The 15,112-nt window shown below is 71.5% G+C and carries 11 protein-coding genes and 1 tRNA gene; 8 read left to right on the forward strand and 4 right to left on the reverse strand.

Going from position 1 to position 15,112, the window contains the following annotated elements; all coding sequences use genetic code 11:
- Positions 1–18: 18 nt before the first annotated feature.
- The gene (locus tag ABD371_RS11220; RefSeq protein ID WP_344475765.1) at positions 19–915 is read right to left on the reverse strand and encodes a hypothetical protein; all 897 of its coding nucleotides are present in this window, start codon (positions 913–915) and stop codon (positions 19–21) included.
- 202 nt (positions 916–1,117) lie between these two features.
- On the opposite strand from ABD371_RS11220, the gene ABD371_RS11225 reads away from it, so the two are divergent.
- The 7 genes from ABD371_RS11225 (at position 1,118) to pyk (ending at position 12,512) form a co-directional block, all read left to right on the forward strand.
- Positions 1,118–1,909 carry a serine protease gene (locus tag ABD371_RS11225; RefSeq protein ID WP_344475441.1) on the forward strand — a complete coding sequence of 264 codons (792 nt, stop codon included), beginning with the start codon at positions 1,118–1,120 and terminating at the stop codon, positions 1,907–1,909.
- Positions 1,910–2,071: 162 nt separating this feature from the next.
- Complete coding sequence (locus ABD371_RS11230) at positions 2,072–5,239, forward strand: endo-alpha-N-acetylgalactosaminidase family protein (protein ID WP_344475443.1); 3,168 nt, start codon at positions 2,072–2,074, stop codon at positions 5,237–5,239.
- Between the two features lie 45 nt (positions 5,240–5,284).
- Positions 5,285–5,620 carry a chorismate mutase gene (locus tag ABD371_RS11235; protein WP_190126053.1) on the forward strand — a complete coding sequence of 112 codons (336 nt, stop codon included), beginning with the start codon at positions 5,285–5,287 and terminating at the stop codon, positions 5,618–5,620.
- Positions 5,621–5,710: 90 nt separating this feature from the next.
- The gene (gene pepN / locus ABD371_RS11240) at positions 5,711–8,236 is read left to right on the forward strand and encodes an aminopeptidase N (RefSeq protein WP_344475445.1); all 2,526 of its coding nucleotides are present in this window, start codon (positions 5,711–5,713) and stop codon (positions 8,234–8,236) included.
- A 471-nt stretch (positions 8,237–8,707) separates the two neighbouring features.
- Positions 8,708–10,114, forward strand: coding sequence for a lysine N(6)-hydroxylase/L-ornithine N(5)-oxygenase family protein (locus tag ABD371_RS11245; protein ID WP_344475447.1), 1,407 nt, complete (start codon positions 8,708–8,710; stop codon positions 10,112–10,114).
- A 65-nt stretch (positions 10,115–10,179) separates the two neighbouring features.
- A complete protein-coding gene (locus ABD371_RS11250) occupies positions 10,180–10,911 on the forward strand; it encodes an SIMPL domain-containing protein (RefSeq protein ID WP_344475449.1) in 732 nt (243 codons plus the stop codon).
- 167 nt (positions 10,912–11,078) lie between these two features.
- Positions 11,079–12,512, forward strand: coding sequence for a pyruvate kinase (pyk, locus tag ABD371_RS11255; RefSeq protein ID WP_344475451.1), 1,434 nt, complete (start codon positions 11,079–11,081; stop codon positions 12,510–12,512).
- A 59-nt stretch (positions 12,513–12,571) separates the two neighbouring features.
- Here the strand turns inward: pyk and ABD371_RS11260 are convergent.
- Positions 12,572–12,644 (reverse strand) — tRNA-Leu (locus ABD371_RS11260).
- Positions 12,645–12,743: 99 nt separating this feature from the next.
- Here ABD371_RS11260 and ABD371_RS11265 point away from each other — a divergent pair.
- Complete coding sequence (locus tag ABD371_RS11265) at positions 12,744–13,418, forward strand: ANTAR domain-containing response regulator (protein ID WP_190124692.1); 675 nt, start codon at positions 12,744–12,746, stop codon at positions 13,416–13,418.
- Positions 13,419–13,506: 88 nt separating this feature from the next.
- On the opposite strand, the gene ABD371_RS11270 is transcribed toward ABD371_RS11265, so the two are convergent.
- Positions 13,507–14,223, reverse strand: a complete 717-nt coding sequence (locus ABD371_RS11270; RefSeq protein WP_344475454.1) for an ABC transporter ATP-binding protein — start codon at positions 14,221–14,223, stop codon at positions 13,507–13,509.
- A complete protein-coding gene (locus tag ABD371_RS11275; protein WP_344475766.1) occupies positions 14,220–15,110 on the reverse strand; it encodes an ABC transporter ATP-binding protein in 891 nt (296 codons plus the stop codon). The genes ABD371_RS11270 and ABD371_RS11275 overlap by 4 nt, the downstream gene beginning before the upstream one ends.
- Between the last annotated feature and the right edge of the window lie 2 nt (positions 15,111–15,112).

Below are 15,112 nucleotides of genomic sequence, written 5' to 3' on the forward strand. Positions count from 1 at the left end.
GAGCGTAGGGAAGCGGGCTCAGTCGCCGCATTCGAGAATCGTCCGGCACAGCCCGCACCGCGCCCTCACCCGTCCCCGGGCCGGCGCCCGGATGCGCTGGTGGCAGGTGGGGCAGGCGAAGGAGACCCGGGGCCCGTCCGGCCCCGGCTCCACGGTGTAACCCGCCTCCCCGGACACGACGGCCGCCCCGCGTTCGGCCGCCCGCCGCAGATCCCTGGCGTAGCGGTGGCGGGCCGCCCACCCCGCCGTCGTCAGCGGCGGCCGGCGGGCGTCCCGCAGCGCCAGGGCGCGGCCCCTGGTGTACGCGGTGTACGCCTGCGGGCTGGTGAACCAGGGCGAGGGGTCCTCGCCGAACGCGAGCGCCCGCCCGGCCAGTACGTAGCCGAACTCCTCGGGGGTGAGATACCCGAGCTTCTGGCTGGTCAGCCGGTCCTCCCGGAAGGCGTCCAGAAGCAGCCAGCCCGCCCCGAGATAGGCCGTCACGGTGTCGGTGAGGATCTCGTTGTCCCGGGTGCCGGGGAAGGAGAGGTCGAGCCGGTGCAGCAGCACATGGGTGATCTCATGGGCCAGCGCCGCGCCGATGTCCCGGCGATGGACGCGGAAGCGGTCGTTCAGCTCGATGAAGTACTCCGGCCCCGCCGTCAGCTCCACGCTCGCCGCGTGGTCCATCTCCCGGAAGCTCACGATCATCCGGGCGTCCGGCAGCCGCAGATGCCGCACCAGGGAACGGGCCACGGACTGCGCGCCGAGGTGCAGATCCTCGTCGTCGCCGAAGGCCACGTCGGCGGGGAGCACGCTGGGCGCGTACGACAGCACCCCGTCCGGCGAGAGCCGCCGGTAGAGGGCGGTGATCGCCGCCCGCACCGTTTCGAGATGCGGATAGCCGTGCACGACCTCGCTGTCCCGCGCCCCCATGCCCGTACCCACCCCCGTCCCCCCGTACCCCGGCCGGTTCCCCGCAAGCGTAGCCATCCCCCGCGCACGGTGGCCGAAATCTGCTCCTTGTGGCGCGCCGGGCGCACTCCCCATAATCCCGATCATCGCCTTGTCGGGCTCATGTCAGACGGCTACCCCCGCCCTGCCATGGCCCGACCCGGGCGGCCCACCTCAACCCCCCATGAAGGGCAGGCCGTTGAAGCTTCTCAGTGCGCTCAAGCGAACCGCAGTCGTCGGAGCCGTCATGCTCGCGGCCGCCGCCACTCTCCAGCCCGTCGCCACGGCCGCCGCCGGCGCGGCCCCGCCCGTCGTCGGCGGAACCCGGGCCGCCCAGGGAGAGTTCCCCTTCATGGTCCGGCTCTCCATGGGCTGTGGCGGCTCGCTGCTCACCCAGCAGATAGTCCTGACCGCCGCGCACTGCGTGAACGGCTCCGGCAACAACACCAGCATCACCGCCACCGCCGGTGTCGTGGACCTCCAGAGCACCAGCGCGATCAAGGTCAAGTCCACCAAGGTCCTCCAGGCCCCCGGCTACAACGGCACCGGCAAGGACTGGGCGCTGATCAAGCTCGCCTCGCCGATCAACCGGGCCACCCTGAACATCGCCGACACCAACGCCTACGACAGCGGCACCTTCACCGTCGCCGGCTGGGGCTCGGCCCGCGAGGGCGGCGCGCAGCAGCGCTACCTGCTCAAGGCCCAGGTCCCGTTCGTCTCGGACGCCTCCTGCGGCCAGTCCTACCCGGGCCTCGTCGACGAGGAGGAGATCTGCGCCGGCTACACCCAGGGCGGCGTCGACACCTGCCAGGGTGACTCCGGCGGCCCGATGTTCCGCCGCGACAACAACAACGAGTGGATCCAGGTCGGCATCGTGAGCTGGGGCCAGGGCTGCGCACGGCCCAACTACCCCGGCGTCTACGCCGAGGTCTCCCACTTCGCGGCGGACATCCGCGCCGCCGCCGCCACCCTGTAACCCCTCGGGGAACCCCTCCCCGTAACCCCTTCGCACCACCGGCGGGGCAGGTACCGGACGCGTCAGTCCCGCACCTGCCCCGCCTTCCGTCCCCCGGGCGCGCACCCTCTCCCGGCGCGGACCGGCCCGTACGGGAATCCCGTCACACCGAGGAGGACGAGCGTGCACGCGAGCGATGCCGGTCCCCGCCGCAGGACCGTGGTGGCGGCCACCGCCCTGGCCACCGCCTCGGCCGCCGTCGGCGCGCCCGCCTCCGCCTCCGCCGCCTCCGCCGTCCCCGCCGGGACCGGCCTGATCACGCTGCGCTCGCCACAGCTGGAAGTCCTGGTCGACCGAGGCTTCCCGAGCGTCGTCTCGTACACCGACCGGTCCACCGGGGCCAGGCTGTACGGCCGGACCGCCCCGGTCACCTCCCTGCTCGTCGACTCCGTCGCCCGCACCCCGGGCCGGATCACCGCCCGCGCCCGCCGCGACCGGGCCGCGTACACCCTCGCCCTCGGCCCCACCGAGATCGACGTGGAGATCCGCGTCGAGGGATGGCGGGTCCACTGGCGGGTCACCCGCATCGCCGACACCGACGCGCTGCGCGTCGGCACCCTGGAGATCCCCGGCCTGGCACTGCTCTCCGTACGCGCCGCCCAGCCCGGCGCGGCCCTGCGCGCCGCCCGGATCCAGCTCGACAAGGCGGGCGACGGCGACACCACGATCGTCCTCGCCGACACCGGCACGAACCTCCCCCCGGCCGAATCCGGGCCGATCGGCTGCGCCTACGCCGTCCTCTCCCACGACCTCCTCGGCGGCGCGATCGAGACCAACACCTGCTACGACAAACCCACCGGCGCGGCGGGCACCACCTGGGAGAACGGCCGGCTCCAGCGGCGGACGACCGTCCGGGACGGAGAGCTATCCGTCAGTCTCGCCCCCGGCCAGTGGACCCACCGCGCGGCGACCTCGCCCGTCGGCGCGGTCGAGCCCCTCCCGTACGCCACCGTCGTCATCACCCGCGACCGCAACGGCGACGGCGTCGTGGACTGGCAGGACGCGGCCATCGCCTTCCGCGACATCATGGTCAGCCCGCTGGGCGCGGAGGAACAGCATCTGAGGGTCGTCCCGCACATCCCCTTCAACTTCGCCTCCCAGGCCACCAACCCCTTTCTCGCCACTCTCGACCAGGTCAAAAGGATCTCGCTGGCGACGGACGGACTGCGGCAGTACACCCTGCTCAAGGGCTACCAGTCCGAGGGCCACGACTCGGCGCACCCCGACTACGCGGGCAACCACAACAAGCGGGCGGGCGGCCTCGACGACCTCAACACCCTGCTCCGCCGGGGCCGCCGGTGGGGCAGCGACTTCGGCGTCCATGTGAACGCCACCGAGTCCTACCCGGTCGCCCGCGCCTTCTCCGAGACCCTGGTCGACAAGACGAACCAGCAGTGGGACTGGCTGGATCAGTCCTACCGCATCGACCAGCGCCGCGATCTGGTCAGCGGCGACATCGTCCGCCGCTTCGCCGCGCTGCGCGCCGAGACCGACCCCGCGCTGAACACGCTCTACATCGACGTCTTCCGCGAGTCGGGCTGGACCTCGGACCGGCTCCAGCGCGCCCTGCGCGAGCAGGGCTGGCGGATCACCACCGAGTGGGGCCACGGCCTGGAGCGCTCCTCGCTCTGGGCGCACTGGGCCACCGAGACCGACTACGGCCCCGACACCGCGCGCGGCGTCAACTCCCGGCTCGTCCGCTTCATCCGCAACCACCAGAAGGACGTCTTCGCCGACCGCTGGCCGACCCTGCTCGGCATCCCCCGCACCGGGAACTACGAGGGCTGGGTCGGCAAGACCGACTGGACCGTCTTCTACCGGCTGATCTGGACCGACTCCCTGCCCGCCAAATACCTCCAGGCGTATCCGATCAAGCGCTGGACCGAGCACGAGATCACTTTCTTCGGCCCGGGAGCCGTCTCCGTCTCCGACACCGGGGGAGTCCGCCGGATCGAGACCGACGGCCGGACGGTCTACGGCGGAGGCGTCTACCTCCTCCCCTGGGAGCCGCGCCGGGCCCAGGACCCCGACCGGCTCTACCACTACAACCCCGGCGGCGGCAGCAGCACCTGGCACCTGCCGCGCGGCTGGTCCGGCGCGTCGGAAGTGGTGCTGTACCGCCTCACCGACCAGGGCCGGGTGTACGAGCGCGAACTCGCCGTCCGGGCCGGCCGGATCACCGTCGACGCCCGGCCCGACCAGCCGTACGTCGTCCACCGCACCCGCGCCGACGCGCTCGGCGACCCCGGCTGGGGCGAGGCGACGCCCCTGCACGACCCCGGCTTCCACTCCGGCACCCTCGACGGCTGGCGGACCCGCGGCCCCGCCTCCGTACGCCGCAGCGCCCTCGGCGACTACGAACTGGTGATCGCGGCGGGCGCGGCGGCCTCCGTGGGCCAGCGGCTGGACCGGCTCCCGCCCGGCGAGTACGCGGCCTCCGTCCAGGTCGAGATCGGCGAGCGCGCGGGCGAACGCCGCCGGGCGAGCCTGGAGATCCGCACGGCCGACGGGGTGACCGCCGTGAACTGGACCGACGTCTCCACCGCCGGCAACTTCGTCGCCGCCGACCGCAAACACGGCACCCGCTTCCAGCGCATGTTCACCCACTTCACCGTCCCCGAAGGCGGCGGCCCGGTCACCCTCGCCCTGCGCGCCGAGGCCGGCGAGGCCCGGATCCGCTTCGACAACCCGCGCGTCGTCCCCGCGAAGCGCCCCGCCCGCGAACCCGGCCTCCTCGCCCGTGAGGACTTCGAGAACGTCCCCCAGGGCTGGGGCGTCTTCGTCAAGGGCGACGCGGGCGGTGCCACCGACCCGCGCACCCACATCGCCCAGCGCCACGCCCCCTTCACCCAGCGCGGCTGGAACGGCAAGGCGATCGACGACGTCCTCGACGGCGCCGAGTCCCTCAAATCCCGCGGCGAGAACCAGGGCCTCGTCTACCGCACCGTCCCCCACACGGTCCGCTTCGTCCCCGGCCGCCGCTACCGCGTCTCCTTCCGCCACGAGAACGAGCAGGCCGGACAGTACGCCTGGGTCACCGGCACCAGCACCGGCGCCGCCGACCGCGAGCTGATCCGCGACCCTCTCCCCGAGGCGACCTCGCCTGCCCTCCGGCAGTACGAGTTCACCGCCCCCGACGACGGCGATACCTGGGTGGGCCTGCGCAAGACCGGCACTTCCGGCACCGCCGAATTCGTCCTCGACGCCTTCGAGGCCCGCGAGATCCGATCCCCGGCCGGGCCCCGGCCTCCCCGGACCCCGGAGTCCCCCGGCGGCGTACCCGGACTCTGACCGTCCGCCGACGATATCCACCCGTTCCACGTAAGCTCGGCATCCATGACCACCAGGGACTTCGACACAGACATCCGCGCCGAGCTGGACCGGCTGCGGGGGAGCATCGACAACATCGACGCCGCCGTCGTCCATATGCTCGCCGAGCGTTTCAAGTGCACCCAGCAGGTCGGCCTGCTCAAGGCACAGCACCAGCTGCCGCCCGCCGACCCGGAGCGCGAGGCCCGCCAGATCGAGCGGCTGCGCCAGCTCGCCGAGAGCGCGAAGCTCGACCCCGCGTTCGCCGAGAAACTGCTCAACTTCATCATCGCCGAGGTCATCCGCCACCACGAGACGATCGCGGCCAACCCCGACGCCCCCGATCCGCGCCACGGCGGCTGAGCCCCCGCTCGTGCCCCCGGGCTCCCGTGCGCTCAGAGCGGAACCGATACCCCGTGTGCTCGGCGGCTCTCATCAGGCAGCATGGCCCTCATGTCCGTACTCACGCGCGACGAAGCGCAGAACCGAGCCCAGCTTCTCGACGTCCACCGGTACATGATCGACCTCGATCTGACCACGGGGGCCGAGGCTCCTCCCGAAGCGTCCGCGACCGGGGAAGAGGTCTTCGGCTCCCACACCGTCATACACTTCACCGCCCGCGCGGACGGGGACACCTTCGTCGAGCTCAAGCCGGCCGTACTGCGCTCCATCACGCTCGACGGACAGCCCCTCGACCCCGCCCTGCTCGACGGGAACCGCTTCCCGCTGCCCTCCCTGAGCGCGGGCGAGCACCGGCTGAGCGTCACCGCGGACATGCGCTACTCGCGCACCGGCGAGGGCATGCACCGCTTCACCGACCCCGCCGACGGTGAGACCTACCTCTACACCCAGCTCTTCCTGGACGACGTCCAGCGCGTCTTCGCCGCCTTCGACCAGCCCGACCTCAAGGCCGTCTTCGAGGTGACCGTGAAGGCCCCCCAGGGCTGGACCGTCCTGGGCAACGGCATCGCCGCCCACGACGGCGACGGCACCTGGACCTGCGCCCCGACCCAGCCGCTCGCCACCTACCTCGTGGCCGTCGCGGCAGGCCCCTGGCACTCGGTGCGCACCGAGCACGCCGGGCTCCCCTTCGGCCTGCACTGCCGCCGCTCGCTCGCCGAGCACCTCGACGCGGACGCCGAGGAACTCTTCGAGATCACCCGCCAGTGCTACGACCGGTACCACGAGAAGTTCGACGAACCGTACCCCTTCGACTCGTACGACCAGGCGTTCGTACCCGAGTTCAACGCGGGCGCGATGGAGAACCCCGGCCTGGTCACCTTCCGCGACGAATTCGTCTACCGCTCCGCCGTCACCGACACCGAGCGGCAGACCCGCGCCATGGTCATCGCCCACGAGATGGCCCACATGTGGTTCGGCGACCTCGTCACCATGGTCTGGTGGGACGACCTCTGGCTCAACGAGTCCTTCGCCGAGTACATGGGCTTCCAGACCCTCACCGAGGCCACCCGCTTCACCGACACCTGGGTCGACTTCGCCGTCAACCGCAAGGGCTGGGGGTACGACGCCGACGAGCGGCCCTCCACCCACCCCGTCGCCCCCGACCCCGACGCCGTCCCCGACACCGCGTCCGCGATGCTCAACTTCGACGGCATCTCCTACGCCAAGGGCGCGTCCGCGCTGCGACAGCTGGTCACCTGGATGGGGGAGAAGGACTTCCTCGCCGGGATCAACACCCACTTCGCCCGCCACAGGTTCGGCAACGCCACCCTCGCCGACTTCATCGACTCCCTCGCCCGGGCCACCGACCGCGATGTGCACGCCTGGGCCGAGTCCTGGCTGCGCACCACCGGCGTGGACACCCTGCGGCCCACCGTCACCGAGGCCGGCGGCTCCTGGTCGCTCGCCGTCACGCAGGACGGCAGCCGCCCGCACCGCGTCGCCGTCGGCGCGTACGACGTCGACCCGGTGGACGACACCCGGCTGATCCCCCGGGGCCGCTTCGAACTCGACGTCCCCCACGGCGAGTCCGGCACCCACCCGGGCCGCCGCCCCGCCCTCGTCGTCCTCAACGACAACGACACCGCCTACGCCAAGGTCCGCTTCGACGCCGCCTCCTGGGACGCCGCCGTACGCCTGCTCTCCCGCGTCCCCGACCCGCTGACCCGCGCCGTCGTCTGGAACGCCGCCCGCGACATGGTCCGCGACGGAGAACTCGCCCCCACGGCCTATCTGGAGGCCGCCGCCGCCCATCTGCCCCGCGAGTCCGACCTCGCCATCGTCCAGGGCGTGCTGGGCTTCGCCTCCTCCCAGATCGCCGACCGCTTCTGCACCCCCGACCGCCGCCCCGCCGCGCTCGGCGCGATCCGCGAGATCTGCCGCGCCCTGCTGCGCCGCACCGAGGACGGCAGCGACCCCGGTCTGCGCCTCATCGCCGTCCGCCACTGCATCACCGCCGCGGCCCAGCCGGAGACCATCCAGGAGTGGCTCTCCGACGGCAGCGTCACCGGCGGCCCCGAACTCGACCCCGAGCTGCGCTGGCGCATCCTCTACCGGCTCGCCGTCCTCGGCGCGACCGACGAGCGCGCCATCGCCGCCGAACTGGAACTCGACCCCAGCGCCACGGGCCGCGAGGGCGCCGCCCGCTGCCGCGCCGCCCTGCCCGACCCGGCGGCCAAGGCGGCGGCCTGGGAGCTGCTCTTCACCGACGACTCCCTCTCCAACTACCTCTTCACCGCCACCGCCCAGGGCTTCTGGCAGCCCGAACAGGCCGATCTGGTACGGGAGTACGTCCCCCGCTACTTCCCCGCCGCCGTCGCCCTCGCCGCCCGCCGCGGCCCCGCCATCGCCGAGGCCGCCGGCCGCCACGCCTTCCCCCTCTCCGCGGTCGACCCCGACACCCTCGCCCTCGGCGAGCGCTGCCTCCACGACACCGACATGATCCCCGCCCTCCACCGCCGCCTCGCCGACCAGCTCGACGACCTCCGCCGCGCCCTCTCCATCCACGAATCCCGCTGACCCTCCCCGGGGGCGGTGTGCCCACACCCACCGCCCCCGCCCCGCCCTCGCGGCGGAGTCGGGCATTTCCCCCACCTCTCCGGCGCGAAGAAGGCCGATTTCAGCCTCGCCGGTGGTCCCCCCGGCGAAACCAGGGGGAGTGCAAGGCGCCGGGTCCGCCGGCGAGTCCGGGCAATCTCAGCCCCGCCGGCGATTGAGGCGCGGGGTTCGGGGCAGCGCCCCGACCGCGACCCGACGCCGCACGCAAGGTGCGAAATACCCCGATACCACCCGCACCCCCACTCGTTGAACACCACACACGGCCCCCTCCACCCCCAGGAGGAGCCCCGCGTCCAACGAGGAGCCCCCCACCCCGCACTCCCCGCCCCCGAGGGCAGTGCCGTGCAGCGCCGTGACGCGCCCGGCCGCGGCCGAAGACGCCCCGGAGCGCCCCGGCACAACTGATCGAACTCGTGGAAGGCAGCACCCCCCATGACCGCCATGCCCGCAACCGAACTCGACCAGCCCCACGACCTCGTCGGCATCGGCGTCGGCCCGGCCAATCTCTCCCTCGCCGCGCTCGCCGACGGCGTCCCGGGAGGGCTCGCCACCGCCTTCTTCGAGCAGCGCCGGAACTTCAGCTGGCACTCCGGCCTGCTGATCGACGGAGCGACCCTCCAGGTCCCCTTCCTCGCCGACCTGGTCACCCTCGCCGACCCCGCCAGCCCCTGGAGCTTTCTGCGCTATCTGCGCTCCCGCGAACGCCTCTACCCCTTCTACTTCGCCCAGAACTTCCACATCCACCGCGCCGAGTACGACGCCTACTGCCGCTGGGTCAGCGACAACCTCCCCGGCCTCCACTTCGGCCACCGGGTCGACACGGTGCGCTGGAACCCCGGGACCGAGCTGTTCGAGGTCGACTTCACCCAGCTCGGCCTCGACGGCGAACCGGAGACCGCCGCCCGCGCCCACGCCCGTAACGTCGTCCTCGGCGTCGGCAGCGAACCGTATGTCCCCGAAGCGCTCAGACCCCTGGTCAGCTCCCCCTCCGTCGCGGTCCTCCACTCCAGCGACTACCTCGCCAACCGCGACCGGGTGCTCGCCTGCGAACATGTCACCGTCATCGGATCCGGGCAGTCGGGTGCCGAGGTCTTCCTCGATCTGCTCCGCCGCCGCACCCCGGGGGCCGAGGCGATCCACTGGCTCTCCCGGACCGAGTCCTTCGCGCCGATGGAGTACTCCAAACTCGGCCTGGAGCACTTCACCCCCGACTACACCCGCTACTTCCACGCCCTGCCCGAGCAGACCCGCGACGAACTCGTCCCCCGGCAGTGGCAGCTCCACAAGGGCATCGACGCCGGCACCATCGCCGCCATCCACGACGAGCTGTACCGCCACACCCTGCACGGCGGCTGGCCCGACGCCGTGATCACCCCCGGTGTCACCGTCCGCACCGCGGGACGGATCGCCACCACCAAGGTCGAACTCCATCTGGAGCACCGCCAGCAGTCCGCCCGCTCCTGCCTCACCACCGACGCCGTCGTCCTCGCCACCGGCTACCGCGACCGCCCGCCGGGCCCGCTGCTCGCCGGACTCACCCCGTATCTGCGCCACGACTCCTCCGGCCGCCTCCGCGTCGACAGCGACTACCGGCTGATCCTCGACAGTGAGGTGACCGGATCCGTTTATGTGCAGAACGCGGAGACCCACACCCACGGCGTCGGCGCGCCCGACCTCGGCCTCACCGCCTGGCGCGCCGCCGCCATCCTCAACTCGCTCACCGGCAAGGCCCCCTACCCGATGCCGCGCCGCACCGCCTTCACCAGCTTCGGCATGAACCGCCCCGTCGGCCCGGAGCTCCCCGACCGGCCCCCCGCCCGCCTCGCCCGCACCACCTGAGGCCGCCTGGCCCGCGCGGGGATGCGACAGTGTGCGTACGCCCACACCGTACGAGGGAGCCTTCCGTGACCATCGACGCATCCGCCCCCGCAGCCCCGCACGGAACACCCGCCGCGCCGTACGGCACTCCCGAGACGCCCCGGGTGGCGGTCATCGGAGAGGCCCGGCTGGAGGTCGACCCGGAGATCGCCCGGCTCGGCGTCGTCGTCAGCGCGCGCGGCGTGGACCGGCGGGGCGCGCTGGAGGACCTCACCCGCCGCAACGGGGCCGTACTGGACCTGATCAAGTCCTATGGCGAGGCGGTGGAGAGGCTGGAGACCGGAGCGTTCTCCATCAGCCCCCAGCTGGCCCGGCACGGGCGCGGCGAGCGGGTGAGGGCGTACCACGGCAGTGTCCGCGTCACCGCCGAGCTGGGCGACTTCACCGCGCTCGGTGAACTCACCACCCGGCTCGCCGATCTGGAACTCACCTCGGTCGAAGGCCCCTGGTGGGCGCTGCGCCCGGACTCGCCGGCCCATGGCGAGGCCCGTCGCACGGCGGTGCGGGAGGCCGTGCGGCGGGCCCGTGAGTACGCCGGGGCGCTGGGGGCGCGGCTGGCCGCCCTGGTGGAGCTGGCGGATCTCGGCGCGGAGAACGGGACGCCGTACGGCGGCCCCGGGGGCGGGACGATGCGCATGGCCGCCTACGCGGGGACGGAGTCCGTCAAGTCCGCCCCCGCCCTCGATCTCGAACCGCAGCGGCAGACGGTCCACGCACAGGTCACCGCGCGCTTCACGATGACCCCGCCGGAGCTGTGAGCCACACCGGAGACATGCCCGGGGTACGGGGTTTCCCGGCAGGGGAATTGCTCATCGGAGCGACCCTGCGCACAATTCAACACTTGTCAACAACCTTTCATTCAGAGGTTGTTGAGTAGTCATGCGTTGCCAATTCCCTACCGGCTGGTAAGGCATAGTCTCGGTTCATGCGCCGAGCGAAAATCGTCTGTACCCTGGGCCCAGCCACCGACTCGTACGACCAGATCAAGGCATTGGTCGAGGCCGGAATGGATGTGGCCCGCTTCAATCTCAGCCATGGCTCGTACGCGGATCACGAAGAGCGCTACCACCGTGTGCGCAAGGCCTCCGACGAGACCGGTCGCAGCGTCGGCGTACTGGCCGATCTTCAAGGCCCGAAGATCCGGCTCGGCCGATTCAGCGAGGGCCCCGTACTCCTTGAACGCGGCGACGAGTTCGTCATCACCGTCGAGGACGTCGAGGGCGACCGGGGCCTCTGCGGCACCACCTACCCGGGTCTGGCCGGCGATGTCACCGAGGGGGAGCGCATCCTCGTGGACGACGGCAAGGTCACCCTTGAGGTGACCTCGGTCGACGGCCCCCGGGTGCGTACCACCGTCGTCGAGGGCGGGATGGTCTCCGACCACAAGGGGCTGAACCTCCCCGGCGTCGCGGTCTCCGTGCCCGCCCTGTCGGAGAAGGACATCCAGGACCTCCGCTGGGCGCTGCGCATCGGCGCGGACGTCATCGCGCTCTCCTTCGTCCGCAGCGGCCGGGACATCGAGGACGTCCACCGGGTGATGGACGAGGAGGGCCGGCGGGTCCCGGTCATCGCCAAGGTCGAGAAGCCGCAGGCCGTCGAGAACATCGACGACATCGTGGCCGCGTTCGACGGCATCATGGTCGCCCGGGGTGATCTCGGTGTGGAGATGCCGCTGGAGCAGGTGCCGATCGTCCAGAAGCGGGCGATCAAGCTCGCCCGGCGCAACGCCAAGCCGGTCATCGTCGCCACCCAGATGCTGGACTCGATGATCGAGAACTCCCGTCCCACCCGCGCCGAGGCCTCGGACGTGGCCAACGCGGTCATCGACGGCACCGACGCGGTGATGCTCTCCGGCGAGACCAGCGTGGGCAAGTACCCGGTGGAGACGGTGCGCACGATGAGCCGGATCGTGACGGCGGCGGAGGAGGACGTGCTCGCCAAGGGCCTGCCCCCGCTGAACGAGCGGAACAAGCCCCGTACCCAGGGCGGCGCGGTGGCCAGGGCGGCGGCGGACATGGGCGACTTCCTGGGCGCGAAGTTCCTGGTGGCCTTCACCCAGTCCGGAGACACCGTCAAGCGGCTCTCCCGCTATCGCTCGCCGATCCCGCTGCTGGCCTTCACCCCGGACCCGGCCACCCGCTCCCAGCTCAATCTGACCTGGGGCGTCGAGACCTTCCTCGGGCCGAGGGTGGAGTCCACCGACGCCATGGTGGCCCAGGTGGAGGAGGAGCTGCTGAGGATCGGCCGCTGCGAGCCGGGCGACATCGTGGTGATCACGGCGGGCTCCCCGCCCGGAGTGGCCGGCTCCACCAATCTGGTCCGGGTGCATCACATCGGCGAGGACGAACTGCCCGGATGAATGCGCTGAGGCCCCTCGAAAGAGGGGCCTCCGTCGTGACCTTGGAAATCCAGGTAAAGTACCCCGGGTGGGATTCGAACCCACGCTGGATGGTGTTTGAGACCACTGCCTCTACCGCTGGGCTACCGGGGTGCCCTTGGAAACGAAGGGTGGCGGGCACCCTTCGTGCCCCAACCATACAGGAGCTGGGTAGTCTCATGGGGAGCACCCTGCCTTGGAATGAGGAGTCCCGTGAGCGCCCCCGACTCGCCCCAGCCCGCCTCCGACGACGACCCGTCGCATGTCGACAAGGACACGTCGCACATTCCTCCGCTGACGACCCGTGTGGTGATCGCGGAGGACGAGGCCCTCATCAGGCTCGATCTCAAAGAGATGCTGGAGGAGGAGGGGTACGCGGTCGTCGGCGAGGCCGGAGACGGCCAGCGGGCCGTCGAACTCGCCCGTGAGCACCGCCCCGATCTGGTGATCCTCGATGTGAAGATGCCCGTACTCGACGGTATCTCCGCGGCCGAGAAGATCGCCGAGGAGTCCATCGCACCCGTGCTGATGCTGACCGCCTTCTCCCAGCGCGATCTGGTCGAGCGGGCCCGTGACGCCGGTGCGATGGCCTACCTGGTGAAGCCGTTCAGCAAGAGCGACGTGGTGCCCGCCATCGAGATGGCCGTCTCCCGCTTCACCGAGCTGAAGGCCCTGGAGAAGGAGGTCGCCGACCTCTCCCAGCGGCTGGAGACCCGCAAGCTGGTGGACAGGGCCAAGTCCATCCTCCAGACCGAGTACGGCCTCAACGAGCCGGCCGCGTTCCGCTGGATCCAGAAGACCTCGATGGACCGCCGGCTCTCCATGCAGCAGGTCGCCGAGGCGGTCATCCAGGACGCCGAGGAGAAGAAGGCGGCCAAGGGCCAGTAGCCCTTCCCCCGCTCCCTGCACGGCAGGGCCCGCGCCCCCTCGGGAGCGCGGGCCCTGCCGCCGGTTTCCGGCGGGGTGCGGATCCGGATCAGTCCTCGCCGAGATAGGCCTTGCGGACCGACTCGTCCACCAGCAGATCCCGGCCCGCGCCGGACAGCACGATGCTGCCCACCTCCATCACATGCCCCTGATCGGCGAGCGAGAGCGCGGCCTGCGCGTTCTGCTCGACCAGCAGAATCGTGGTGCCCTGCGACCGCAGCTCGCCGATGGTCGACATGATCTTCTGCATCATGATCGGGGAGAGCCCCATCGAGGGCTCGTCCAGCATCAGCAGCTTCGGCCGGGACATCAGCGCCCGCCCCATGGCAAGCATCTGCTGCTCGCCGCCGGAGAGGGTGCCCGCCGCCTGATGGCTGCGCTCGCCCAGAATCGGGAACAGCTCGTAGGCCCGCTGGATGTCCTGGGCGATCCCCGCCTTGTCGGACCGGAGAAACGCCCCGAGCTGGAGATTCTCGGTGATCGTCAGCCGGGGGAAGATGTGCCGCCCCTCGGGGGAGTGCGCGAGCCCCAGCGCCACGATCCTGTGCGCGGGTACGGAGCCGAGCGGCTTGCCGTCGAAGACGATCCGGCCGGCGGAGGGCTTCAGCAGCCCCGAGAGCGTACGCAGGGTGGTGGTCTTCCCCGCGCCGTTGGTGCCGATCAGGGTCACCACCTGACCGGCCTCGACCTGGAAGGAGATGCCCTTCACGGCCTCGATCTTGCCGTACGCGACCCTGAGGTCCTCGACCTCCAGCAGTGCGCTCACTGAGCTTCCCCCTCCGGGCTGGTGGTGCCGCCGGTCCCGGTGGCGCTGTGTGCTTCGGCCGCCTCGACCTCGGCGACCTCCTCCGCGCCCGGCGCGCCCTCGAAGGGAGTGCCGAGATAGGCCGCGACGACCCGCTCGTCGCCCTGGACCGCCTCGGGGGTCCCCTCGACCAGCTTCTCGCCCTGGACCAGACAGGCCACCCGGTCGCAGAGATTGAAGATGAAGCGCATGTCGTGCTCGATGACGAGGATCGCGATCCCCTGGTCCCGGATGGCGAAGATCAGTTCCTCGGCCGCCCGGGTCTCCTGCGGATTCATCCCGGCCGTCGGCTCGTCCAGCAGCAGCAGCCCCGGGTCGCTCGCCAGCGCCCGCGCGATCTCCAGCTTGCGCTGCTCGCCGTAGGGCAGATTGCGGGAGAGATGGTCGGCCTTGTGCGCCAGCCCGATGAACTCCAGCAGCTCCATGGCGCGTTCGTGCGAGGCGGCCTCGGCCCGTTTGAAGCCGGGGCCGCGCACCAGCGCCGACCAGAGCCCCTCCTTGGTCCGGGTGTGCCGCCCCACCAGGACGTTCTCCAGGACCGTCATATTGGAGAAGAGCCGGATGTTCTGGAAGGTACGGGCCACTCCCGCCTGGGTGACCAGATGCGGCTTGGGCGGCAGCACCCCGCCCCGGTAGCTGACCCTGCCCTCGGAGGGTACGTAGAGGCCGGTGAGGCAGTTGAAGAAGGTGGTCTTGCCGGCGCCGTTGGGGCCGATGAGACCGACGATCTCGCCCGCCCCCACCGTGAGATCCACCGAGCGTACGGCGACCAGTCCGCCGAACTTCATGGTGACCCCGGTGGCCTCCAGCACGGGCACGGCGGACGTACCGCCGATGGTGCTCGTCATGG

The organism is Streptomyces amakusaensis (assembly GCF_039532665.1).
Lineage (GTDB): Bacteria > Actinomycetota > Actinomycetes > Streptomycetales > Streptomycetaceae > Streptomyces > Streptomyces amakusaensis.